Origin of the sequence: Amycolatopsis sp. NPDC006131, assembly GCF_040614175.1 — a bacterium.
GTDB classification, from domain to species: domain Bacteria; phylum Actinomycetota; class Actinomycetes; order Mycobacteriales; family Pseudonocardiaceae; genus Amycolatopsis_E; species Amycolatopsis_E tucumanensis.
Window position 1 is genome coordinate 195832 of the sequence record NZ_JBEXTX010000003.1, and the last position, 23507, is coordinate 219338.

Here is a 23507-nt window from a genome sequence, read left to right on the forward strand (position 1 = left end):
TAGAACAGGTTCTAATTCGCGTCAAGCACGCCGGGCTCGACAAGAGCCCCGCGCGGGGTGACAATCCCGGGATGGACCGGCAGTCCCGGGTGGAGCTGAGCACCTCGCAGGTGCCCGCGCAGGACGCGTTCGCCTACTGGCGGGAGATGATCTGCGAGACGTTCGTCCAGCTGGCGGCCGCCCCGGTGACGGCGGGGCCGTTCGCCGGGCGCATCGAGCACGTTCCGGTCGGCGCGCTCGAACTGTCCACTGTGGTCGCCGGTGGGCAGGTGGTCCGCCGCACCCGCAGCCTGATCGCCCGCGGCGCCGACGAGTACCTGCTCGCCAGCATCCAGCTCCGCGGCCGCGGACGGGTCGAGCAGGACGGCCGCGTCGCCGAGCTGACCGGCGGCGACATGGCCTTCTACGACAGCACCCGCCCGTACACGCTGCGCTTCGACGACGACTTCCGCCAGCTGGTCGTCCAGGTGCCCAAGCGGGAGCTGGCCCTGCGCGACACCCGCGCCCTCACCGCCCGCACGCTCGGCCCCGGGCCGGGTCAGGTGGTGCCCGCGTTCTTCACCTCACTGGCCGGCGCCGCGAAGGCCGGCACCGCCACCCCGCTGCTGCCGCACGCGCTCGGCCTGCTGTCGGCCGCGGCCTCGTTCGCGGCCCGCACCGAGCCCGCGCCCGAGCCGGCGCGTGCCCTCGTCCGGGAGCGGGCGGTCGCGTTCATCCGCCGCAACCTGGCCGATCCCCGGCTGGACGTCGACATGGTCGCGCGGGCCTGCCGCGTCTCCCGGCGCACCCTGTACCGCGTGTTCGCGCCCGGCAGCGTCGCCAGGGAGATCCGCCGGATCCGGCTCGAGCAGGCCCGCGAAATGCTGCGCGCGCACCCGGACCGGCCGGTCGCCACCATCGCCGCGCGCTGCGGCTTCGACAGCGAATCCGGGTTCCACCGCGCCTTCCGCGCCGAGTTCGGCACGACCCCGGGTGGCACACGCGGTCAGTGACCCCGGCACGCGCGGACAGTCCGGCGGGCGCCCGCCCGCCGCATGATGCCCTCCACCAACGGAAAGCACGGAGGAGGCGTCATGGAGAGCACGGTTCGGGTCGCGGCGGTGCAGGCGGAGCCGGTGTGGCTGGACCTGGCGGGCAGCGTGGAAAAGGCGGTCGCGCTGATCGGCGAGGCCGCGCGGGGCGGGGCGAAGCTGGTGGCGTTCGGCGAGACGTTCGTCCCGGGTTACCCGTGGTGGATCTGGCTCGACTCCCCCGCCGCGGGCATGGCGTTCGTGCCGCGGTACGCCGCGAACTCGATGACCCGCGACGGCGACGAGATGCGGCGGCTCCGCCGCGCCGCCGCCGACCACGGTGTGCACGTGGTGCTCGGGTTCAGCGAGCGCGACGGCGGCAGCCTCTACATGTCGCAGGCGTTCATCTCGGACACCGGCGAGCTGATCTCGGTGCGCCGCAAGCTCAAGCCCACCCACGTCGAGCGCTCGGTGTACGGCGAGGGCGACGGCAGCGACCTGCAGGTGCACGACACGCCGCTGGGCCGGATCGGCGGGCTGAACTGCTGGGAGCACTTCCAGCCGCTGACCAAGTACGCGATGTACAGCCTCGGCGAGGAGATCCACGTCGCGTCGTGGCCGAGTTTCTCGGTCTACCGCGGCGCGGCGACCGCGCTCGGGCCGGAGGTGAACACCGCCGCGAGCCTGGTGTACGCGGTCGAGGGCCAGGCCTTCGTGCTCGTCGCGTGCTCGGTGATCGGCGAAGCGGCGCAGGACCTGTTCTGTGACACCGAAGCCAAGCGGCAGCTGCTGCGGCGCGGCGGAGGCTTCGCCCGCATCTTCGGCCCCGAGGGCACGCCGCTGGCCGAACCGCTCGCCGAGACCGAGGAGGGCATCCTCTACGCCGACCTCGACCCCGCGCTGATCGCGATCGCCAAGTCCGCCGCCGACCCGGTCGGCCACTACTCCCGGCCGGACGTGTTCCGCCTGCTGGTCAACCGCAACCCGGCACCGCGCACAGTGGAGGCGCCCGCGGACCCGGCGGTGACCACGCCGCCCCACCCGGCCGAGGAGCTGAGCGAGCTGCTGCCGGGCTGACACCGCCGCGGGTGCCCCGCTCTCCGGGGCACCCGCGCGGGTCAGGCCGTCAGACGCTGGCGCAGTTCCCAGGACGCGCGCTCGACCCAGCTGTGTGCGAGCCTGCCGTCCCGCACCTCCCACACGGCGGTGCCGGTGAAGGCGATCGGCCGCCCGTCCGGGTCCCAGCGCAGCGGGCCGTGCCTGACCGCCGGAAGTGGTCAGTCCGCCATGCTCACGTCGCTGTCGCGGCGGGGGCGCTTCGCCGGCGGGCCGTCCGGCGACGCAGGGCTGTCCGGTGTGGACGGGCCGGCCGGGCCGGCCGGGCCGGCGGCGTTCGGCGGTGGCGCGATCTTCTGCCACGAGTGCCAAGGCCCGCCCTGGTCCTTGAAGCCCGGGTCGTCCCGGTCCCAGAACGCGCGGTTCGCGCCGTTGTCCGGGCCGGGGCTCTCGTAGCGCTCCTCCGACGAACCGCTGGCGTTGGAGCGGCCGCGGTCCTCGATGCCGTGGTAGGTGCTCGTCTCCTTGTTGTGCTCCAGGTTGTCCGCGCGGGTGCTCTGCATGCCGCCGTGGTGGTTCCAGTGCGTGCTGGCCGACGGCTCGTGCCCGAGGACGCCCTTGCCGTGCCCCTTGATCTCATTGCCCGGCAGCCCGGCGTACCCGGCGTCGCCGGGCTCCTTGGTGTCGAAGCGCCGGTTCGGGTCCATCAGCCAGTCCTTGAGCTGCTTGCCCTTGATCTCCTGGCCGGTCACCGGGTCGATCGGGATCGGCGACTTCGCCGCGTCCTTCCACAGCGGCAGCATGTTGCCGTGGTCGTGGCTCGGGTTGTCGTACCCGGCCGCCTCGCGCCGGTTGTACTTGTAGACCTTCTCGCCCTTGCGGTTGAACTTCGGCTTGCCCTGCTTGTCCGTCTTCTGCGCGCCGTACTTGCCGCCCGGGGACAGCTGCTGGTACAGGCTTCCGCCGGGCGAGTTCTTGGTCACCGGGACGGCCGGGACGTTCGTGTTGACCGTCAGCGCGGGCTTCTTGCGCTTGCCCGTGCTCTGCTTCGACGTGCCGCCGGCCGAGCAGCTCTGCGGGGTGAGCCCGAGCGGGTCGGCGAACGCGTGCGGGTTGCCGACGTAGGCGTGCGGGTTCGGCCCGCCTTCGAGCCCGAGCGGGTCCGGGCTCAGGTACCGCGCGAGCGCCGGGTCGTAGTAGCGGAAGAAGTTGTAGTGCAGGCCGGTTTCGGCGTCGGCGTACTGGCCCTGGAACCGCAGCGGCGTGTCCACCGGGCCCGCGGACCGCTCCACCACGGCGCCGAACAGGCTCGTCCGCGCGTACCACGCGATGCCGCCCTGGTCGGTGACGAGCTCGGCGGGCGCGCCGGCGGGGTCGGTGACGACGGCGTGGACCAGCTCCTGGCCGGGCAGCCGATCCCGCTGGAGCAGCGGGCGGAAGCTGTCCGGCTCGTAGTCCCACACCGTCACCCGCGCACCGTCCGGTGTGGACACCGCCTGCTCGGCGAGCACCTGGCCGTCCCACGCGAAGTCGACCCGCTCCAGCACGTGCACGCCGTCCGCGGCGAGGTGCTCCTTCGCGATCCGCCTGCCCAGGGCGTCGTAGGTGTAGCGCCAGGACGTGCCGTCCGGCGTCAGCACACCCGCCAGCCGTCCGCGCGGGTCCCAGGAGAACCGCGACACCTGCCCGCCGCGGTCGCGCGCCACGACCCGGCCCTGCCCGTCGTGGGCGTACCGGGCGCGGCCGGCGGCGGTGACCACCGTGCCCGCGACGGCCCGCGGTCCGAGCAGGTCCTGGTCGGTCACGGTGGGCCAGACCGCCTCGGTGACGTTGCCCGCGGCGTCGTAGGCGTACCGCTCGTGCCAGCGCGGCGTGCGCACCCCGGTCACGCGGCCGCGGTTGTCCAGCGCGAAACCGCGCGGGCCGGTCAGCGTGTCCTCGATCCCGGTGAGCAGGCCGTCCGGCCGGTAGCTGAAGGCTCGGTGACCGGCCGGTGCGGCCGGCCCGGTGAGGGTCTGCGCGCCGAGCAGCCCGCCGGGCAGCCAGGACTGGGTGAGGGCGGCCGCGCCGAACTCGCGCCGCACCTCGCGGCCGGCCAGGTCGTGGGTGAACCGCAGCGCCCGGCCCGCGGCGTGCACCGCGACCGGCTGGTCGGTCGCGTCGTACTCCCACACGCTGTCCGCGCCGGACGGCGTGACCCGGCGGACGCGGCGGCCCTGTGCGTCGTAGACCGAGCGGACCGTGCGGCCGTTGACCGTCTCGGCGAGGACCCGGCCCGCCGCGTCCCGCTCGAAGGTGACGCGGCTCGTGCCGTCCTCGGCCGACAGCAGCCAGCCGGTGGTGCTGTAGGTGTACCGGGTGGTCACTCCCCCGGTGGTCTCCTCGGCCAGGTTGCCCGCCGCGTCGTAGCGGTAGGTGGTGGTCTGCCCGGCCGGGCCGGTCCGCTCGACCAGCTGCCCCGCGGCGTCGTAGCGGTAGCCGACCGAGGCGCCGGTGAAGTCGGTCTCCCGCACCAGGTTGCCCGCCGGGTCGTAGGTGTACCGCCACACGAGCCCCTGCTCGTTGGTGACGGCGGTCAGCCGCATTTCGGTGTCGTAGGCGAAGGAGACGCGGGTGCCGTCCGGCCGGATCTCGGCCGAAGGCAGGTCGAAGTGGGTGACTTCGGCGCGGGTCACCGCCGAGGTCGCGTCGGTGTGCGCCCGGTTGTTTCCCTCGCCGTCGAACACCCACTGTTCGAGCGCGCCGTCGGCGTGCCGGTGCCAGGCGAGCTTGCCGTCGACCGTGTACCCGAAGCGCTCCACCTCGCCGAGCGGGCCGGTGATCGCGGCGACACGGCCGAACCGGTCGCGGTCGTACCGGGTCACGGCGCCCTGCGGGTCGGTCACGGCGACCGGCAGGCCGCTCGCGTCGCAGGCCACGGTGAGCGTGTTGCCGAGCGCGTCGGTGACGGCGGTGACGTTGCCGCGCGCATCGTAGGTGTAAGTGGTGACCGCGCCGTCGGGCTCGGTCACGCGGCTCAGGTTGCCGCGCTCGTCGTACTCCCAGCGCGTGACGACGCCGGGTGCCTCGGTCATGGTCACCGGCAGGCCGGCGGCGTCGCGCTCGATCGTGGTCTCCGCGCCGTCCGGCCGGATCACCGCGGCCAGGTCGCCATCGTCGTCGTAGCGGTACCGGGTGGTGCGGCCCAGCGGGTCGGTCGTGCTCAGCAGGCGGTCGGCGTCGTCCCACTCGAAGGCGGTGGCGTGGCCGAGCGGGTCGACCTCCCGGACCACCTGGCCCGCCGCGTTCAGGTGGAACTCCGTGCGGTGGCCCAGGGAGTCGGTCGAGTAGGTGACGCCGTCGCTGTACTCCATGGTGCCGGTGAGGAACCCGCCGGACCCCTCGGTGCGCACCACGCGGCCGGCGTGGTCGTAGACGTAGCGGTACCACTCGCCGTTGCGGTCGGCCCAGGCGACGACCCGGCCGGCCGCGTCGTAGGAGTAGCGGAACGGCGCGCCGGAGGCGTTGGTGACGTCGGTGAGGCGGCCCGCGGTGTAGCCGTAGCGGACCAGCTCGACCTCGCCGCCCGCGGCGACCGAGTGCAGCGCGGTGATCCGCTCGCCGTCGGTCTCGACGCGGACACGGTAGCCGCCGCTGTGCCGGATCTCGGCGGGCAGGCCGCGCTCGTCGCGGACGAACTCGATCCGGTTGCCGTGCCGGTCGCCGGTCCAGGTCAGCGGCAGTTCACCGGAGCCGGGCGCGAAGTAGAGCACCCGCGCCTGCTCGCGGTCCTCGATCAGGTACCCGCCGTCGTCGGTGCGAGTGAGTGAGCGCCGCGGGCCGCGGGCCGCCGTCGTCCAGGCGCCGTCGGCCGGGTGCGGGAAGTGCTGGAGCGTGCCGTCGGCGGCGGCGAAGCTCACGCCGCGGTCGTGCACCTCCAGCCGCTGGTCCAGTGTGGACACCCAGGCTGCGCCGAGCAGCCGTCCGGCGCGGAACGACGAGAAGTGCGTGCGCTCGAACACCAGCGGCAGCGTGCCGAGGAACTCCGCGTCGACCTCGGCCATCACCATCTGCCCGGTGGCGACGTCGATCGGGTCCTTCTCGCAGCGCAGCTTCTCGATCGAGCGCGGGTTGTCGCCCTGGTCCTTCAGCTTCGGCGTGCCGTCGGTCTTCGGCGGGCTCTTCGGGGCGCCGGACGGCGTGGTGACGTCGTTGAGCTTCGGCGGCGCCGACACGGGGGCCGGGCCGGGCTCGGGTGCGGACTTGGCCGTGCCGCCCGGCGGCGGGCCGTCCAGCTTCGGCGGGGCCGAGACCGGCGGGGTGTCCGGTGTGGACGATGCCCTGGTCGTGTCGCCCGGGGTGTCGTTGAGCTTGGGCGGCGGGGCGACCTTCGCCGCGTCCGGTGGCGGCGTCTTCGGCGTGCTGTTCGGGATGGTGCCGCCGCCCTTGCCCGCCATGGGGTCGACGCTCTTCGGGCCCGCGGGGAGGCTGTCCGGCTTGGCCGACGTCGGCGGCTTGTCGGTCTTGATCTTCTTCAGCTTGCCCGCGGTGTCGGTGAAGATGCCGCCGGCCTTCTTCAGCAGCTCCGAGAGCGCCTTGAGCGCGTGGGTCAGCTTCCCGGTGAGGTCGGCGATCTTGGCGGCGGTCTTGGCGACCTCGCTGATCACCTGCGGCACGACCCACGCCAGCGCGATGCCGAGGGTGGCGATCACCTGCAGCGCCCACGAGATCATGTGCCCGACGACCTCGGCGATGATGTCGCGCACCAGGGTCCGCACGGCGGCGACGACGGTGCCCGCGGTCTCGATGCCGCTCGCGGTGCCTTCCCCGGCTTCCTTCGCCGCGGCGAGCAGGTCGCCGACGTCCTTGGCCTGCTGCCGGTAGGTGTCGGCGGACGGGCCGGTCCAGCCGGTCAGGTCGCTGTTGACCGCGTTGGCCAGGTCGGTGCCGATCTCGCCCAGCTCGGCCGCGATGTTCTTCCACGTCTCGGAGTGGGCCTTGACTGCGTCCGGGTTGCCCGCCAGCGCGTCGAGGGCGTCCTTGAGCGGGCCGACGTGCTCGATGAGCCAGCCGACGCCGGCGGCGAGGATCGAGCCGAACGGGTCGAGCACGAACCCGAGCGCGTCGAGCCCGGCCGCGGCGGCCCCCAGCGCGCCGGAGGCCCAGTCGCCGCTTTCGATGGCCTTCTTGAGGTCCTGCGCGCCCTCCAGGAGGGAGATCCCCGAGATCGCGGTCGTCGAGCTCTGCTCCTGCGCGACCAGGGGGTTCACCACGGGTTGTTCTCCTCGTCGTCGTCCGTGCGGGCCTGCGGCCGCTCCTCGGCGGGTTCGGCGGCCGCCTGCTCGTCGTCGGTGTCGGCGTCCGGATCGGGGAACCGGCTGCGCAGGTTGTCGACCAGCAGCGAGCGCGTCTGCGGGTCCTCGTCGCCGACCTCCTCCTGCATCACCTCGGCGACCTGCGCGGCGATGCCCGCCTGCGCGCGGCGCATGGTGGCCAGGATCTGCGCGGACAGCTCGTCCAGCGGCATGGTGCGGGCCCGCCCGGACAGGTCCAGATCGGTGACGCTGCCGTCGGCGCGGACCGTGACGCGCACCGAGCCGTCGGTGTTGGCCGAGGTCAGCCGAATCTCCTCGGTACGCGCCTGCGCCGCGCGGTAGCGCTCGGCCTTCTCCGCCAGCCCCTGCGCCCACGCGTTCATCCGCGCGGCCGCCTCGTCGGGGTCGCGCATGAGGTCGCCCAGTCCGTTCGCCGACGTCACCGGATCACCGTGCCGATCCGCGGGCTCACCGGGGTGGCCTCGCGCAGCTGCCGCTCGAACGGCTCGGCGTTGGTCGCGTCCTGGTCCTCGTAGCTGGTGGCCGCGGTGCGGATGTTCTCCGCGGTGATCCGCACGCCCTCGGCCGCGGCCTTGAGGGCCTCGACCGCGTCGCCCTGCGTCGTCGCGTTCACGATCGGCGGCAGGAAGGCGCAGAGCAGGCCGTAGGCGGAGTCGTCCATGACGACCGTGTTGGCGGCGTCCACCGCGGTGTTCAGCCGGTCGGACAGGGCGTCGAGGTGACTGCCGTGCGTGCGCAGCTCGTCTGGGTCGACTTCGTAGGACACGAGGGTTACTTCTTCTCTTCCTGCTTGTTCTTCTTCCAGTCGCCGATGACCGGCGGGGCGACCACGTCACCGCCTTCGAAGAGGTCGGGGTCACCTTCGAGGTAGTCCGCGACGCGGTGTTCCTTGTCCTCCGCGCCCTGGCCCTTGCCGCCGTGCGGGGCCATGCCGCCCGCGGCCGGGGTGCCTGCGCGGCCCGCCGCGCCGGTCGCGCCCGCCGCGCCACGCGCCGCCGCGGCTTCTTCGGCGGCCGCCGCCGCACCGGAGGCACCGGCGACCCCACCCGCGGCGAGCCGGGCACCGCTCGCGCCCGACGCGCCACCGACGCCGCCGAGGCCGCCGAGGCCACTGCCACCGGCGCCGCCACCACCGAGGCCCTTGAGCGCCGCCGCGCCGGCACCGCCCGCGCCGCCGAGGCCCTTGGCCCCGGTGCTGGTGCCGCCGCCGAGCGGGGTGCCCGCCGGGCCACTGACGGAGTCGAGCCCGGCCAGCGGGTTGCCGCTCACGGTGGGCCCGCCGAGACGGCTGGCGATGCTGTCGCCGTTGATCCCGCCGGAGTAGCCGATGGTCGGCATGCGCGCCGACGAGCTGCCGGACGTGCCAGTGTCGACCGCCGAGGCGGCCACCGTCGAGTCCGGGATGTCGAGGTCGGGCACCGACGAGTGGTTCTGCAGCGTGCCGCCGCTGTAGTTCGCGGGGGTCCCGGTCGGGTAGTCCGGAGTGGACAGATGCGGCACGGCGCCGGTTCCGCTGCCGTAGCCGGACGCACCGCTGTAGGTGTTCAGCGCGGGCGCGCCGACCCCGGTGCCTGCGCCCGAGGTGTCCAGGCCGGGCACGGCGGTCCCGGGGACGGAGGTCCCGGTCGGCAGCGGCGGGGAGTTCAGGTTCGCCGCGGCCACCGCCGCGGTCACGTCCCCGGTGCCCGCGCCGGCGGCCGCGGGAGCGCCCGCGGTGGGAGCCGAGCGCAGGCTCGCGGCCTGCGCGGCACCGGCTTCGGTGGCCGGGATCCGCGCCGAAGCCGGCCCGGTCGCGCCGGTGCGCAGCGACGCGATCTGCGCGTTCGGCCCGCCGAGCTTGGGCGGCGCGACGAACGCCGGGGTGATGGTGGCGCCGGCGACGGTGTCGTCGTACTGGGTCATGATCCGCGCGGCCTGCTGGCGTGCGGCCTCCGACTGCTGCAGCGCCTGCTGGTCGAGCTGCGCCTGCTGCGCGTACACGACCGGGTCGGTGATCGTCTGCAGGTGCGCGTTGGCGGCCTGCACGTCGAAGTTCACCGGCGGGTTGGCCGCCATCTGCTTCTGCGTCTCGTTCAGCGCCTGCGAGTGGATCTCCTGCTGGCGGCCGGTGAGCGTGGCGCCCTTGGCGGTGTTGCCGAGCCACAGGCCGACGTCGGCGAGGTGCTTGCGGGCCGCGTCGCCGCCCTCCCCCTGCCAGTCGGCGAGGCTGTCGTTGATGGCGTCGGCCAGGTTCTGCTGGTGCTCGGTGAGTTCCTTGCCCAGCCGCACCCACTCCTCGGAGGTGACGGCGACCGCGGCGGAGTCGGCGTTGGTGGTGATGGCGTCGAGCATCTGCTGGTGGGTCGCGTTGTCCCACAGCGAGCTGGGCGCCGGGCCGTGGTCGCGGATCTCGACCCCGTCGTCGACGCTGTCGCGGACGGCGACGATGCGCTGCTCGTAGCGCCGCTGGATGGTCTCGTCGCGCAGCAGCGGGGTGACGACGTCCCCCAGCCAGCCCTTCGCGATCTCCTCGTCGACCTGCTTGGTGACCTCCTCGCGGATCTCGTCACCCGAGGTGTGGTCGTGGCCGATGGGACCGATGTAGTACGGCGAGCTCGGGTCCGCGGTGACGTCCTGCACCCCACCGCCGACGTCGGACAGCTCCACGATCTTCTCCCCTTCGAGGTTGCTCGGTCAGGCCTGCTCGGCGCGGTATCGCCGCAACGTGGTCCCGGTGTCGCCATCCTGGGACCGGTAGTTCTTCTGGGCGAGCTTGATCGCCTCGATGTAGGTGGGCAGTTCGGCCTTGGCCTGCGTGAGCTGGGTGAGCAGGCCGCGCTCGTCGCTCGCGGTCTTCACCATCACGTCCGACACCCATTTCGCGGTGGTGGTGTCGCTCATCGGCGGCGCCTGCCCGAACGCCTGCAGCGCCGACCAGCGCGACTCGAGCGCGTCGACGATGCCCTGCAGCGCCTGGATCATCTTGTCGCCGGTCCGCTCGTCGACGGCGAACCCGCCCTCGGTGGCCAGCCGCTTCAACGCGACCGCCTGCACCATCCGGACCGCCTTCTCCGCCTTCGGCGCTTCCTCGCTCATCCCCGGTTCCTCCCCGATCTCAGTAGACGGCAGCGATCATGTCGCGGACGGCTTCGGCGACCGCCGGGAACCCCGCGGGCGTGTAGGTCGCGGTGATCGTCCCGGTCGCGTCGGTCCGGGTGCTCACCAGGTACCGCCCGTCGTCGGTGTCCAGCCACGTGACCGGGGTGGCCGAGCGGCGTTCGCCGTGGCGTCCGCGGCCGTGCGCGGTGAAGTAGCCGCCGCCGCGCCGCGGCGCCGCGAAGACCTCTTCGAGCCGGTCCTCTTCGGACACCGCGCGGGCACGCGCCGGCCGCCGCGACCGCACGACCGTGGTGACCTGGAGGCTGCCGAAGGCCTCGGTCTCCTCCTCGTCGAACTCCTCCTCGGCCTGGCGCAGCGCGGCCAGCGCCGAGCGCGGGCGCTCGTCCTCGCGGCGCGACACCGACAGCGGGGTGCCCGGCGCGGGGTCGGCCGGGGTGAGCGAGCCGGCCACGCGGGGCACCAGGTCCTCGTCCGGGAACAGGGAGAACCACAGCCTGTCCTCGCCGGGGGCCTGGCGGATCACGAGCGCCTGCGCGCCGTCGGTGGCGGCGTGCACGGCGAGGTCACCGGCGCGGGAGTCGGTCCCGCTCGCGGTGACCGTGACGCGGTGGTCGCCGAGCAGCTCGAACGCGGTGCGCACGCCCGGGTCGAGCCGGCCGCGGGTGGACAGGCCGCGGTCCTCGAGGTCGGCGTGCACCCGGAGCGCGAGTCTGGCGAAGCGGAGCGGGTCCACGGTGGTGTGGCTGATGCGCAGGGGGAACACGCGGACGTCGACGCCCAGCGCCCGCCCGACGACGACGGCCTCCACGCTGCCGAGCGTGAAGTCGAACCGAGACACCATCGACGCTTGTGTCACCTTTCGGATTCCGGCCTCGGACGCGGGGCCGTGAGGCGTGGACGGCCAGTGTGGCTTGTTCGTTGATCAGTGTCGGCGCCGGGGCGCCCGCTGTCGAGCGACCCACCGGCACACGGTGGAGATCACAACGCACCGGAGGGGTGACGGAACGCCGTTTTCCTCCGGCGTTGCCCGAAAGAGCCGCGAATCAGGGGCACGCGGGCACCGCGGCGGAGCGCTCATTTGAGCACGGGTGTCATGGGGTGAGCGGGATCCCGAGCGCCTCGCTGACGGCATCGTCCAGGGTGCGGACGCTGTTGCGCAGAAACTGCCCCACGGGTTCCACGGGCCCCGGCAGGGGCGCGCGGTTCTCGTCGACGTAGCGGTCCCGGATCACCTCGTGGAAACAATGCACCGGGAACACCTCGCCGGGCAACAGCGGCCGGTGCTCGATGGTCTCGAAGTAGCCCTGGGACCAGGGGTACCGGTTGACGAACTGCGGCGGGAGCAGGAGCCGATCCGGCACCAGCTCGGCTCGCGGCGGCGGCGCCAGGGTCGCGGACCGGGCTCGGAACACGTAGACCACGATGCCCTTGCCCATCGGGCCGGCCGCGTTCGTCGTGACGATGCGGCCGAAAAGGTACATATCGTCCGGCATCAGCATCGCGAACACGTCGCCCGCGCGCAGCGACGGCGCCGGCTTGCGGAAGTTGAGCCGCGGCTCGGTCGCTCCGGTGATCGTCCCGCCCCGCCCTCTTCCCAGAACGCTTGCCTGCCTCACAGACTAGGCAAACCCGGCACACAGCACGAGACCCGACGATGGTGCCCATGCGAGACAACCAGCCCGCCTACCAGGGCCGCCCCCTCCCCCGCCCGCACGACGAAGTCGTCGACCAGGGGCTCGGCTTCGACATCGGCACCCTGTTCGACCGCCGCCGGGCGTTGCGGTTCCTCGGCATCGGCGCGGCCGGTGTCGCGCTCACCGCGTGCGGCGCCGGGTCGACCGGCTCCACGACGACCACCACCTCGGCCGCGACGGGCGAGATCCCGGATGAAACGGCGGGCCCCTACCCCGGCGACGGCTCCAACGGGCCGGACGTGCTGGCGCAGAGCGGCATCGTGCGCAGCGACATCCGCTCCAGCTTCGGCGAGTCCACCGGCACCGCCGAGGGCGTGCCGATGACGCTGGAGCTGACCGTGTCCGACCTGGCCAACGGCGGTGCCGCGTTCGCCGGCGTCGCGGTGTACGTGTGGCACTGCACCCGCGAGGGCGGCTACTCGATGTACTCCGACGGCGTCGAGGACCAGAACTTCCTGCGTGGCGTGCAGATCGCCGACGCCGACGGGCGCGTGCGGTTCACCAGCGTCTTCCCGGCCTGCTACGACGGCCGGTGGCCGCACATCCACTTCGAGGTCTACCCCGATCAGGCGAGCATCGCCGACTCGTCGAACGCGATCGCCACCTCGCAGGTCGCGCTGCCGCAGGACGTGTGCCAGACCGTCTACCAGCAATCGGGCTACGAGGACTCCGTCGCGAACCTGCGGAAGGTGAGCCTGTCCAGCGACAACGTCTTCGGTGACGACGGCGGCGCCTCCCAGCTGGCGACCGTCACCGGGGACGTCACCGGCGGCTACACCGTGAGCCTCGCGGTGCGCGTGGACACCCAGACCACCCCGTCCGCCGGCGCCGGTCCGGGTGGGACGCCGCCGTCGCGCTAGCCGGTAACGAAGATCCTCCTGCTCACGACAAGCCGTGCGCACCGATCAGGAGGATCTTCGTGACCAGTCAGCCGCCCGGCTACCCCTACCCGCAGTGGCCACAGCCGCCGCGGCGCAACATCGGCGCCATCGTCGCCCTCGCGATCGCCGGTGCGCTCGTCGTCGCCGGGGTGTCGGTCGGCGTGACGCTCGCCGTCACGGCAGACAACGGCAGCATCAAGGCCGCGCCCGCCACCACCTCCCGGCCCCGGCCCACGACCTCGAAGTCGCCCACGCCGGTGATCCCGGTCAACCCCCGGCGAAACGTCGAGGTGAAGATCGGCGAGACCATCGGCTTCGGCAGCTACGCCGGCCGGCCGGAGGTCGCCTTCACGCTCACCAAGGTCACCGTCGGCGGCCGCTGCACCGAGCCGTACGCGCAGAAGCCGGAGAACGGGCGGTTCATCTTCCTGGACATGACGGTGACGACTTCGTCGTCGATGAGCGGCGACTTCGCGCCGAGCCTGCTGAACCCGAACAACTTCTCGATCATCGGCCCGGACGGCGTCACCGAAACCGGCGGCAGCCTCAGCAGCGCACCGGCGATCGGCTGCCTGTCGCGCAGCAAGCTGTTCCCGCTCGCGCTCTCGCCGGGCCAGAACTACGTCGGCACGGTGGTCCTGGATTCCCGCAACACCACCGGAAGCCTCGTGCTGGCCCCGTACGGACTGGACGGTTTCAACGGCTGGGAGTGAAACCTCGGCGAACACGCCTGACCGTCCACAGTGGCCCTACCACACGCAGGTGACCAGCGCGTCGAACTCGCGGAGCGGCAGGGTTCGGTTGAGCTCCAGCAATTTCTCCGCCATCCAGCCGATGGCGTAGCGGGTCTCTGCGTGGAGGTCGCGCCGTTCGGGATCGACGTCGTGGTCGTCCAGCCCGGCATCATCAGAACCGGTTCCGAGGATGGGACGGCCGCGCAGCTGACGAGCTGGACCAGCCGCGCCGGTGCGAGCAGGTTGACCGCCAACTGGTCCCGCGCCAAGACGAGCGGCACGTCCTCCACCGCCGGCGGCGGCGCGTTCGAGGTCCTCGCCCTCGCAGGCGTCCATCGGCAGCGCGTGCTCTCCGGCTTCCCGCAACGCCGCCATCCGCGCCACGATCCCGGTCGACATCCCCGTCACCAGAGACACCTTTACCGCTCAGTCGCCCAGATCACCGGTAACTGCGCCACCCCGCGCACCAGACTTCCCGTCCGCACCACGACATCCGCGGCCGGCACCGCGAGCCGTAGCGACGGGAACCTCGTCGCCAGCGCCGGCAACGCGACCTGCAGCTCCACCCTGGCGAGCTGCTGCCCGAGGCACTGGTGCACGCCGTGGCCGAACGCGACGTGCCCGGCGGACGGCCGCAGCAGGTCGAGCACGTCCGGATCGGGGAAGCGCGCGGGGTCGCGGTTGGCCTCGGGCAGGCACACGGTGACGCACTCGTCCGCGGCGATCCGCTCGCCGTCCAGCTCGATGCCCGCCAGCGCCGCGCGCACCGTGAACGGGATGACGCTGTGGTAGCGCAGCAGCTCCTCGACCGCCCGCCCCGGCTCGGCGCGCAGGACCTCCGCCGCGCCGGGGTGGGTGAGCAGCGTGAACGCGCCCAGCGCGAGCATGTTCGCTGTGGTGTCCAGGCCCGCGCCGAGCAGCACGAAGCCGATGTTGACCAGTTCCTCGTCGGTGAGGTCGGCCGCGGTGAGGCCGCTCAGCAGGTCGTCGGCAGGCGCGTCCCGCTTGGCCGCCACCAGGTCGCGCACGAACTCGTGCACCGCCGAGTACGCCGCCGCGGCCTGCTCCGGCGTCCGGTCCACGCGGAACAGGTCCAGCGCGTGCCCTTGGAACCGAACCCGGTCCGCGTAGGGCACCCCGAGCAGCTCGCAGATGACCTGCGCGGGGATCGGCCGCGCCCAGACACGCACCAGGTCCACCGGCCCGCTCGCCGCGGCGATGGCGTCGAGGTGCTCGTCGACGATCTCGCGCACGCGCCCCGTCAGCTGCCGCATGCGCCGGACGGTGAACTGGCCGGCGAGCAGGCGGCGGTAGCGCGTGTGCTCCGGCGGATCCATCGAGTTGAACATCCCGGGACGCGCCGGCACCCCGTTGCCGGGCGCGCCGGGGACCGGCATGTGCCGCAGGTCCGACCGGGCGCTGAACCGCGGGTCGGCCAGCACCGCGCGGACGGTCTGGTAGCTCGTCGCCACCCAGCCGAGGTGCCCGTCCGGGTAGGTCAATCGCTTCAGCATTTCGCGAACGCTAGGAACACCGGCGAACGCGGAGCAACCGGCAAACAAGGAACTCCCAGGTCGATGATCTAGCATCGATGCAATGAGTGTGGAGTCGAATGCACCGGCCCGTACCCGGCTGACGTTCGGCGAACGCCGGCGCATCGCCGCCGGGCTGGCGATGGGGCTCAGCTACGCGGCGATCGGCCGCAGGCTGGGACGGCCCAAGTCGACGGTCATCCGCGAGGTCGCCCGCAACGGCGGCGCCCACGGCTACCGCGCCGACCGCGCCCAGCAGGCCACCGCCTGGCGTGCCCACCGCCGCAGGCCGGCCCCGGCGCCGGAACCACCCGCGGCGAGCGGGGGCGATCCGCGGCGGTTCGAGCAGGACTTCGCCGCGATGATGGTCCAGACCGGGGTGCCGCCGATGATGGCGAAGGTCCTCGTCCGCCTGTTCACTTGCGACACCGGAAGCCTCACCGCGGCCGAGCTCACCGCCGGGCTGCGGGTCAGCCCCGCCTCGGTGTCCAAGGCGGTCCGCTGGCTCGAGGAGCGCGGCCTGGCGCGGCGCGAACGCGACGGCCGCCGCCAGCGGTACGTCATCGACGAGCACGTCTGGTACCAGGCGTGGCTGGTCAGCGTCCGGTCGATGACGCTGTGGGCGGACTGCGCGCGGCAGGGCGCGCAGGTGTTCGGCGACTCCCCCGCCGGCGCCCGGCTGCGGGACACCGGCCGGTTCTTCGAGCACCTGCGCCGCGACATGGCGCAGGCGGCCGAGCACTGGCGAAACCTTCCGTATGACGGGTACGCGACCTAAGGTGTGATCATCGCAAAGGAGCGGTGATGACCAAGCCCGTGAAGGGCGACGAGGTCAGCGACATCGTCGCCGAGCACGACGAAGAACGGCCAGCGCGGCGGTTGTCGCGGGGGCCCGACCTGCTGGTGTACCTGGCCGCGCTCGCGGTCGCCCTGCTCGTGCTGAAGCAGGTCTTCTTCCCCTACAGCAAGGGCAACCAGTTCTACCTGGTGATCTTCCTCGGCTGCACCCTGCCGCTGGTGTTCCTCTGCTACCGGCCGCTGGCGCGGTCGCGGCGCTCCCCGGACAACCCGTGGCTGCTGGACTGGGCGCTGTCCGTGGTCGCGCTGGTCGTGGGCCTGTACCCGGTGCTGTCCGGCTACGACGACTTCCTCGACCGGCAGGGCCAGCTGTCCACGCTCGACATCGTCGCGGGCGCGTTGCTGCTCCTGCTCATCCTGGAGGCCACCCGGCGCACCACCGGCTGGGTGCTGCCGGTCGTCTGCCTGCTGTTCCTCGCCTACGCCTACTACGGCGGCTACCTGCCGCCGGACTGGGGCATCGCGCACGCCGGCGTGGACTTCAGCCAGATCATCAACGCCCTCTACAACGACGCGAGCGGCTTCTTCGGCACCCCGCTGGACGTGGCCGCCAGCTACATCGTGCTGTTCACGATCTACGGCGCGGTGCTGGAGGCCTCCGGCGCGGGACGGTTCTTCGTCGACATCTCCTTCGCCGCGTTCCGCCGGTCCCGCACGGCGCCGGGCCGCACGACGGTGCTGTCCGGGTTCCTGCTGGGCACGGTGTCCGGCTCGGGCACCGCGACCGCGGTCAGCCTCGGCTCGATCACCTGGCCGATCCTCAAGCGCGCCGGGTACCCGAAGGAGCACGCGGGCGGCCTGCTCGCCGCGTCGGGCATCGGGGCGATCCTGTCGCCGCCGACGCTGGGCGCGGCCGCGTTCATCATCGCCGAGTACCTGCAGACCTCCTACCTGACCGTGCTGATCTGGGCGTCGGTGCCGACGTTGCTCTACTACCTGGGCATCGTGTTCGCGATGGAGGCCGACGCCCGCCGCTTCCACGCCAAGCCGGTGGACGTCGAGCGCGGCGACCCGTGGCGGCTGCTGCTGCGCGGCGGCTACCACTTCCTGTCGCTGGCGATCATCGTGGTGTTCCTGGCGCTGGACATCCCGCCGTTCGCGGCCGTGGTGTACGCGACCGGGGTGGCGGCGCTGTTCGCGTTGATCGCCCGGCGGCGGGACCTGCGCGGCTGGGCGGTGGACATGGTGGGCGCGCTGTCCCGGGGTGTGCGGGGCGCGCTGCCGGTGATCGCGGTGTGCGCCGCGGCCGGGGTGATCACGTCCACGATCACCAAGACCGGGCTGGGCCTGGAACTCGCCGACGCGCTGGTCGACGTGGCGCGGGCGGTCACCGACAACGCTACGGTCGTGCTGGTGCTGACGGTGCTGCTGTCCGCGGTCGCGGTGGGGGTGCTCGGGCTGGCGGTGCCGGTGACGGCGTCGTTCATCATCGCCTGGGTGGTGATCGCGCCGGCGCTGGAGACGCTGGGCGTGGCGCCGGCCGAGCGCGCGATGTTCATCTTCTACTACGCGGTGCTGTCGGAGGTGACGCCGCCGACGGCGCTGGCGGCGGTCGCGGCGGCGGCGATCACCGGTGGCCGGGTCATGAAGACCATGTGGCAGTGCTGGAAGTACACGCTGCCTGCGTTCCTGGTGCCGATCGCGTTCGTGCTCACCGACAACGGGGCGGCGCTGCTGCTCCAGTCCGGGGCGGTGACGGTGGTGTGGGTGCTGGCGGTGTCCGCGCTCGCCGTCGCCGCGCTCGGCGTGGTGACCGGCGGGTGGCTGTTCGGGCCGGTCCACCCGGTGGTCCGCGTGCTCTTCGTGCCCGCCGCGGTGTGCCTGCTCTACCTGGAGCCGGGGCCGATCGTGGCGGGCCTGGCCTTCGGCGTGGCCGCGACGGCCGCGCACCTCGTGATCAGAAGGAGGCGGCATGAAACGACTGCTGACGGTGCTGGTGGCGGCGGCCCTGATCGCGACGGGCTGCGGCGGGAAGCAACCGAACCAGCCGGCGGCGGGCGGGAGCCAGGGGTGTGAGGCCGGCAGCGGCAGGCTCACCATCGCCACCGGCAACAGCGGCGGCGTGTACTACGTGCTCGGCGGCGGGCTCGCGCAGCTGATCAGCAACAACACCGGGCTGAAGGCGACCGCCGCGGAGACCGGCGCGTCCGTGCAGAACATCCAGCAGCTGGTCGACGGCACCTACGACATCGCGTTCTCGCTGGCCGACACCGCGGCGGACGCGGTGCAGGGCAAGGGGAGTTTCGACGGCAAGCCGCAGAAGGTGCAGGCGCTGACGCGGATCTACCCGAACTCGACGCAGGTGCTGGTGCGCACCGACTCGGGGATCAACAGCATCGCCGACATGCGTGGCAAGCGGATCTCGACGGGTTCGCCGAAGTCCGGCACCGAGGTGATCGCGAACCGGCTGCTGCAGGCGGCGGGGCTCAACCCGGACACCGACGTGCAGGCGCAGCGGCTGGACCTGGCGAAGACCGCGGACGGCATCAAGTCCGGCACGATCGACGGGCTGGTGTGGTCCGGTGGCCTGCCGACGGCGCAGATCACCGACATCACGACGACGATGAAGGGGCAGGTGAAGTTCATCGACATCACCCCGCAGCTGGCGGCGCTCAAGCAGATCAACCCGGTGTACGACACGGGCACGATCCCCGCGGCGACGTACGGGCAGCCCGCGGACGTGCCGACGATCGTGGTGCCGAACCTGTTGCTGGTGCGGGAGGACTTCCCGGCGAGCGACGCGTGCGCGATCACGAAGCTGATCTTCGACAAGAAGGCCGACCTGGAGAGCGTGCACCCGGCGGCGAAGGAGATCACCCGGGAGAACGCGACGCGCACCGAGCCGGTGCCGATGCACCCTGGATCGCAGCAGGCGCTGGCGACTCCGTGAGCGGCGGTGGTGGGGGCGGCTCGCGCCGGTGATCTTCAGGAAGGGTGGCGTCCCGGAGGAGGCCGGGCCGCGCCGGTGACCTCCGGGGCGCGGTGGCTTCCGGAGGGTGCCGGGCCGCGCCGGTGACCTCGGGGACGCGCCGGTGGCTTCCGGGACGCGGTGGCTTCCGGGACGCGGTAGCTTCCGCGACGCGGTAGCTTCCGCGACGCGGTAGCTTCCGGGACGCGGTGGCTTCCCGAGGAAGCCCGGGCGGATGCCTACGCGCGAGCAAAGCCGGAACCGCTCCGGTGACCAACCGCCGGAGCGGGCACGCCGGGGGCTCCCGCACGAGCCCGGTCACCACTCGCCGGAACCGCGCCGCCTGCCCGGAACGAGGCTGCCCGCCGCCGGAAACAGCCAGCCTCCCCCGGAGCAGGCCGCCACCTGCTCGGGCCGGCCACCTCGCCGCAACCCCGGCCACCCAACCGCCCGGTTCCGGCCGCCAACCGCCGGAAACACCCCGCCTCCCCCAAACCAGGCCGCCACCCGCTCGCGACCGGCCACCTCCCGCGCCGTGCCCCGGCGCGGGAAGCGCCGTTACCCGCGACTTCCGCCCCCGCATTACCTCCCGCGTAATCGACGCCCCGCGCCGCAGGCCACAGGATGGGGTCATCAGCCTCCGGAAAGGACGGACCCCATGACCGCCTACGTCATCGCCCACCTGATGCCCGCCGAGCCGCACCCCGACATCGCCGAGTACCTGGAGCGCATCCAGTCGACCCTGGATCCCTTCGGCGGCCGGTTCCTCGTCCACGGCGCGCCCGTCGAGGTTCGCGAGGGCGACTGGCCCGGCCACCTGGTGATGATCGGCTTCCCCACCGCCGCCGACGCCCGCACCTGGTACGACTCCCCCGCCTACCAGGAGATCGTGCCGTTGCGCGCGGACCACATCCCGGGCAGCGTCGTGATCGTCGACGGCGTCGAGGCCGGCCACGACTCCGCGGCGATGGGCGAGGCGATGCGCGCCGCGATGGCCTAGAGCCGCAGGTGGTCCCGCAGCCGGCGGGCGACCCGCGCCATCACGGCCTCCGCGCCGGGCTGCTGCGCCGCCGCCACGCGCGACTCGGTCAGCGCCGCCACCGCGAAGGCCTGCCCGTCGGCGTGCTCGACCACCCCGATCTCGTGCCGCAGCGTCAGCACCGTGCCGGTCTTGGACGACCACACCGACGCGTCGGAGACGAAGTCCGGCGCGAGCCGGTGCCGGACCACGTTGTGCCGCATCAGTTCCCGCACCCGGGCGGCGACCTCGGCGGGGATCGCCGACGGCGTCCACAACGCCTGCAGCAGGTCCGCGAACGCCCGCGCCGAACCGGAACTCGCGCGGGTCACGTCGAGTTGCGGGATGCGGTGCCCGCGCCCAGCGGTGCCCGCGTCCACGGCCAGCGCGTACGCCAGGTGCACCTCGCCGCGCTCGAAGCGTTCCGCGGGTGTGTCGGCCAGCTCCTGCACCGGGTGCCGGACGGTGATGCCCTCGATGCCGAACCCCTTCAGGATCCGGGCGACCTCAGGCGGCGGGGTGAGGCCGAACAACGCGTCGGCCGCGACGCCGTCGCTGATCGCCGTGCTGAGGTAGAGCAGGTCGTCGACGGCGACGCGCGCCGGGTGGCGGAACCGGCTCAGCCCGGTCGGGCCGGGAGTGGTGATGCGGCCGGGTTCGATGTCCAGCTGGGTGGCGCCGTCGAGTTCGCCGAGCCGGATCCGTTCCAGCGTGGCGACCGCGAGCGGCACCTTGACCAGCGACGCGGACGGCCACTGCGCGTCCGGCTCGATCGCGATCTCCTCGCCGCTGCGCAGGTCCCGCACCAGGAACGAGCCGCGCAGGCCGGCGTCGTCGAGCTGGTCCCGCAGCTCGCGCAGCAGCGCTTCGGTGTTCACGTCTCCCCCAGGCATCGGCCGATCGACCGCGACAGCGGCCGCAGGCGCTCGCTGTCGTCACTGTACGTCGTGGCCAGCGCGTAGCCGCGGACCAGGCGGACCTCGCCGAGCGGCCGCCAGTGCAGGTCCAGCTCGGCGGCCTGCGCCTCCGAACAGAGCAGGAGGTCGGCGGTGCCGAGCACGTCGGCGACCGCGGTGACCAGCGACTCCGCGGTGACGACCTGCGAGGGCCGCAGCCCGAGGGCGTCACGCAGGTGGGTGAGCCGGTCGCGGATGTGCGGCACGTCGTCCTCGGGTTGCAGCCACACGCGCCGGGCCGGGCCGTCGTCGCCGCGGCCGACGCGCAGGGTTTCCAGGTAGACCGTGTGCGCGGCCGGCGGCACCGCTGCGGCCACACCGAGCGGCACCCGCCAGCGGGCTTCGTCCTCGGGGACCGCGGTGAGGGCGGCGCGGACCTCCTGGGTGCGGACGAGGCCGGCGCGTTCGGCGGGCGGCGCGGGGCGGAAGTCGAGGACGAGGTCGTGGTCGCGGGCTTCGGCGTCGAGGTGGGCGAGCTCGCGGGCGGAGCACCAGTCCGGCACGGCGAACCGCAACGGGCGGCGGCGCGCGCGGCGGGCGTCGTGTTCGAAGGCGTCGGCGAGGCGGACCAGCCGGGCGGCCGCGGGGAGCACGTCGCGGCCGAACGGCGTCAGCACCGCGCGCCGGGTCGAGCGGTCGAAGAGCCGGTCGCCGAGGTGCTGTTCGAGCGCGGCGATGCGGCGGCTGGCGACCGGCTGGGGGATGCCGGCCGCGGCCGCGCCGAGGGTGAAGCTGCCGCGCTCGCTGACGCTGACGAAGGCCCGGCAGGCGCCGACGAGATCCACGCCGCGCATCTTATGCCGGATCCGCATGGAAACTGTCTTTTTCGTCTTCGACGGCATCGAGTGGGCACGGGAGGCTGGGGCCATGCTTGTTCGAACTCTTCGCGCCGTGGTGGTCCTGCTCGTCTTCGGGCTGGTCGGGGCGTGTGCCGCGGAACCGCCCCCGCCGCCGCCCGCCGTTTCGACTGTGGCGCCGGCGCCGCAGGTGGACTTCGCCGATCTGGAAGCGCGGTTCGACGCGCGGCTCGGGGTGTACGCGATCGACACCGGGACCGGGCGGGAGATCACGCACCGGGCCGACGAGCGGTTCAACTACGCGTCGGCGATCAAGTCGCTGCTGGCGGGCGCCGTGCTGCGGCGGAACGTCGACCTGGACAAAGTGGTGACCTACACCGACGCGGACATCCAGCCGAACTCGCCGATCACGAAGGACCGGCGGAGCGTGACGGTGCGCGAGGCGGCCGAGGCGGCGCTGCTGCAGAGCGACAACACGGCGGCGAACCTGCTGTTCGCGGAGGTGGGCGGCCCGGCAGGGCTGGCGGCCGTGCTGCGCGAGATCGGCGACACGACGACCCACCCGGACCGGCTCGAGGTCGAGCTGAACTCGGCCATTCCCGGCGACGTCCGGGACACGAGCACTCCGCGGGCGATGGCGGGCAGCCTGCGAGCGTTCCTCCTGGGCGAGGCGTTGCCTGCCGACAAGCGGGATCTGCTGGCCGGGATCATGCGCCGCAACAAGACCGGGACGGAGCTCATCCGCGCCGGCGTGCCGTCCGAGTGGCCGGTGGCGGACAAGACGGGCACCGGCGACTACGGCACCCGCAACGACATCGGGGTGATCTGGCCGCCGAACCGTGCGCCGATCGTGCTGGCGCTGATGTCGAGCCGAGCGACCGCCGACGCTTCGTACGACAACAAGCTGCTCGCCGAGGCGACCTCGCGGGTGGTCGAAGCGCTGCGGTAGGTGGGGTTGCTCTGCGGCTTGATCGGGGTTGGGCCAATCGTGTGCGCGCGATTGCCCAGCCAATCAAGTCGGCGCTCCGGTTGGCGGCCCGCTCGTGCCCACGGCAGGAACAGCGGTGACCGCGCGAGAGGTCCAGCCATCCGGCAAAAGCTCAGCCCAGCAACTCCTCCACCAGCCGCCGCGCGTAGCTGGGCGACAGGCCGTCCGGGCGGAACAGGATCCGGTACATCATCGGCGCCACCACGTGGTCCAGCACCGTCTCCACCTCCGGCGCCGCCTCGCCGCGCTGGGCCGCTCGCGCCAGGATCACCTCGATCTGTTCCGCCGCGTACGCCGAGCACCGGCCGGCGTTGGTGTCGTCCCCGAGCAGCGCGTCCCGGATGTAGGCGCGCCCGGGCTGCGCGGACATCTCCTCCAGGAACTGCTCCGCCCACGCCGCCAGGTCAGCCCCCAGCGAGCCGTGGTCCTCGGGCGGCGACTCGGGCCGGAGGCGTTCCACCGCGACGTCCGACAGCAGCTCGTGCAGGTCTCCCCAGCGGCGGTAGATCGTCGACGGCGTCACGCCGGCCCGCGCGGCGATCAGCGGCACCGTCAGCGCCTCCCGCCCGGCCTCGGCCTCCAGGGCACGAACCGCGGCGTGCACGGACTCCTGCACCCGCGCGCTGCGGCCGCCGGGGCGCACCATCGGCTTGCGGCTCAC

21 protein-coding genes are annotated in these 23507 nt (G+C 73.0%); 9 read left to right on the forward strand and 12 right to left on the reverse strand.

Going from position 1 to position 23507, the window contains the following annotated elements:
* Nucleotides 1-71: 71 nt before the first annotated feature.
* On the forward strand, nucleotides 72-992 hold the full coding sequence (locus ABZ215_RS03505; protein WP_354947495.1) for a helix-turn-helix domain-containing protein: 921 nt from the start codon (nucleotides 72-74) through the stop codon (nucleotides 990-992).
* A gap of 81 nt (nucleotides 993-1073) precedes the next feature.
* On the forward strand, nucleotides 1074-2087 hold the full coding sequence (locus tag ABZ215_RS03510) for a carbon-nitrogen hydrolase family protein (RefSeq protein WP_354947497.1): 1014 nt from the start codon (nucleotides 1074-1076) through the stop codon (nucleotides 2085-2087).
* A 200-nt stretch (nucleotides 2088-2287) separates the two neighbouring features.
* On the opposite strand, the gene ABZ215_RS03515 is transcribed toward ABZ215_RS03510, so the two are convergent.
* From ABZ215_RS03515 to ABZ215_RS03545, 7 genes are all read right to left on the reverse strand, one after another.
* Complete coding sequence (locus tag ABZ215_RS03515) at nucleotides 2288-7318, reverse strand: RHS repeat-associated core domain-containing protein (protein WP_354947499.1); 5031 nt, start codon at nucleotides 7316-7318, stop codon at nucleotides 2288-2290.
* Nucleotides 7312-7803 carry a YbaB/EbfC family nucleoid-associated protein gene (locus ABZ215_RS03520; protein ID WP_020423107.1) on the reverse strand — a complete coding sequence of 164 codons (492 nt, stop codon included), beginning with the start codon at nucleotides 7801-7803 and terminating at the stop codon, nucleotides 7312-7314. The genes ABZ215_RS03515 and ABZ215_RS03520 overlap by 7 nt, the downstream gene beginning before the upstream one ends.
* Entirely contained in the window at nucleotides 7800-8147 is a 348-nt protein-coding gene (locus tag ABZ215_RS03525) for a type VII secretion target (protein ID WP_020423106.1), read from the reverse strand. Before ABZ215_RS03525 ends, ABZ215_RS03520 begins: the two co-directional genes overlap by 4 nt.
* Before the next feature lie 5 nt (nucleotides 8148-8152).
* On the reverse strand, nucleotides 8153-10027 hold the full coding sequence (locus ABZ215_RS03530) for a hypothetical protein (protein WP_354947501.1): 1875 nt from the start codon (nucleotides 10025-10027) through the stop codon (nucleotides 8153-8155).
* A 27-nt stretch (nucleotides 10028-10054) separates the two neighbouring features.
* Entirely contained in the window at nucleotides 10055-10456 is a 402-nt protein-coding gene (locus ABZ215_RS03535; protein ID WP_020423286.1) for a hypothetical protein, read from the reverse strand.
* A 19-nt stretch (nucleotides 10457-10475) separates the two neighbouring features.
* Nucleotides 10476-11321, reverse strand: coding sequence for an ESX secretion-associated protein EspG (locus tag ABZ215_RS03540; RefSeq protein WP_354947503.1), 846 nt, complete (start codon nucleotides 11319-11321; stop codon nucleotides 10476-10478).
* A gap of 250 nt (nucleotides 11322-11571) precedes the next feature.
* Nucleotides 11572-12096 carry an Imm26 family immunity protein gene (locus tag ABZ215_RS03545; RefSeq protein WP_354947505.1) on the reverse strand — a complete coding sequence of 175 codons (525 nt, stop codon included), beginning with the start codon at nucleotides 12094-12096 and terminating at the stop codon, nucleotides 11572-11574.
* 47 nt (nucleotides 12097-12143) lie between these two features.
* On the opposite strand from ABZ215_RS03545, the gene ABZ215_RS03550 reads away from it, so the two are divergent.
* Nucleotides 12144-13034, forward strand: coding sequence for an intradiol ring-cleavage dioxygenase (locus tag ABZ215_RS03550; RefSeq protein WP_354947507.1), 891 nt, complete (start codon nucleotides 12144-12146; stop codon nucleotides 13032-13034).
* Between the two features lie 59 nt (nucleotides 13035-13093).
* Nucleotides 13094-13768, forward strand: a complete 675-nt coding sequence (locus ABZ215_RS03555; RefSeq protein WP_354947509.1) for a hypothetical protein — start codon at nucleotides 13094-13096, stop codon at nucleotides 13766-13768.
* A 36-nt stretch (nucleotides 13769-13804) separates the two neighbouring features.
* On the opposite strand, the gene ABZ215_RS03560 is transcribed toward ABZ215_RS03555, so the two are convergent.
* On the reverse strand, nucleotides 13805-14197 hold the full coding sequence (locus ABZ215_RS03560; RefSeq protein ID WP_354947511.1) for a hypothetical protein: 393 nt from the start codon (nucleotides 14195-14197) through the stop codon (nucleotides 13805-13807).
* An 11-nt stretch (nucleotides 14198-14208) separates the two neighbouring features.
* Nucleotides 14209-15303 carry a cytochrome P450 gene (locus ABZ215_RS03565; protein WP_354947513.1) on the reverse strand — a complete coding sequence of 365 codons (1095 nt, stop codon included), beginning with the start codon at nucleotides 15301-15303 and terminating at the stop codon, nucleotides 14209-14211.
* Nucleotides 15304-15385: 82 nt separating this feature from the next.
* On the opposite strand from ABZ215_RS03565, the gene ABZ215_RS03570 reads away from it, so the two are divergent.
* From ABZ215_RS03570 to ABZ215_RS03585, 4 genes are all read left to right on the forward strand, one after another.
* Entirely contained in the window at nucleotides 15386-16099 is a 714-nt protein-coding gene (locus tag ABZ215_RS03570) for a helix-turn-helix domain-containing protein (protein ID WP_354947515.1), read from the forward strand.
* A 26-nt stretch (nucleotides 16100-16125) separates the two neighbouring features.
* On the forward strand, nucleotides 16126-18195 hold the full coding sequence (locus tag ABZ215_RS03575; RefSeq protein WP_020423280.1) for a TRAP transporter fused permease subunit: 2070 nt from the start codon (nucleotides 16126-16128) through the stop codon (nucleotides 18193-18195).
* Entirely contained in the window at nucleotides 18092-19069 is a 978-nt protein-coding gene (locus tag ABZ215_RS03580; RefSeq protein WP_354947517.1) for a TAXI family TRAP transporter solute-binding subunit, read from the forward strand. The genes ABZ215_RS03575 and ABZ215_RS03580 overlap by 104 nt, the downstream gene beginning before the upstream one ends.
* A gap of 676 nt (nucleotides 19070-19745) precedes the next feature.
* Nucleotides 19746-20087 carry a DUF1330 domain-containing protein gene (locus ABZ215_RS03585; RefSeq protein ID WP_354947519.1) on the forward strand — a complete coding sequence of 114 codons (342 nt, stop codon included), beginning with the start codon at nucleotides 19746-19748 and terminating at the stop codon, nucleotides 20085-20087.
* Here the strand turns inward: ABZ215_RS03585 and ABZ215_RS03590 are convergent.
* Both ABZ215_RS03590 and ABZ215_RS03595 read right to left on the reverse strand, forming a co-directional pair.
* Nucleotides 20084-20983, reverse strand: coding sequence for a serine hydrolase (locus ABZ215_RS03590; protein WP_020423277.1), 900 nt, complete (start codon nucleotides 20981-20983; stop codon nucleotides 20084-20086). The two genes, ABZ215_RS03585 and ABZ215_RS03590, sit on opposite strands and share 4 nt — an antisense overlap.
* Nucleotides 20980-21855, reverse strand: coding sequence for a LysR family transcriptional regulator (locus tag ABZ215_RS03595; protein ID WP_354712533.1), 876 nt, complete (start codon nucleotides 21853-21855; stop codon nucleotides 20980-20982). The genes ABZ215_RS03590 and ABZ215_RS03595 overlap by 4 nt, the downstream gene beginning before the upstream one ends.
* Before the next feature lie 73 nt (nucleotides 21856-21928).
* On the opposite strand from ABZ215_RS03595, the gene bla reads away from it, so the two are divergent.
* The gene (gene bla, locus ABZ215_RS03600) at nucleotides 21929-22807 is read left to right on the forward strand and encodes a class A beta-lactamase (protein WP_354712532.1); all 879 of its coding nucleotides are present in this window, start codon (nucleotides 21929-21931) and stop codon (nucleotides 22805-22807) included.
* 151 nt (nucleotides 22808-22958) lie between these two features.
* On the opposite strand, the gene ABZ215_RS03605 is transcribed toward bla, so the two are convergent.
* Nucleotides 22959-23507 carry a TetR/AcrR family transcriptional regulator gene (locus ABZ215_RS03605; RefSeq protein WP_354947521.1) on the reverse strand — a complete coding sequence of 183 codons (549 nt, stop codon included), beginning with the start codon at nucleotides 23505-23507 and terminating at the stop codon, nucleotides 22959-22961.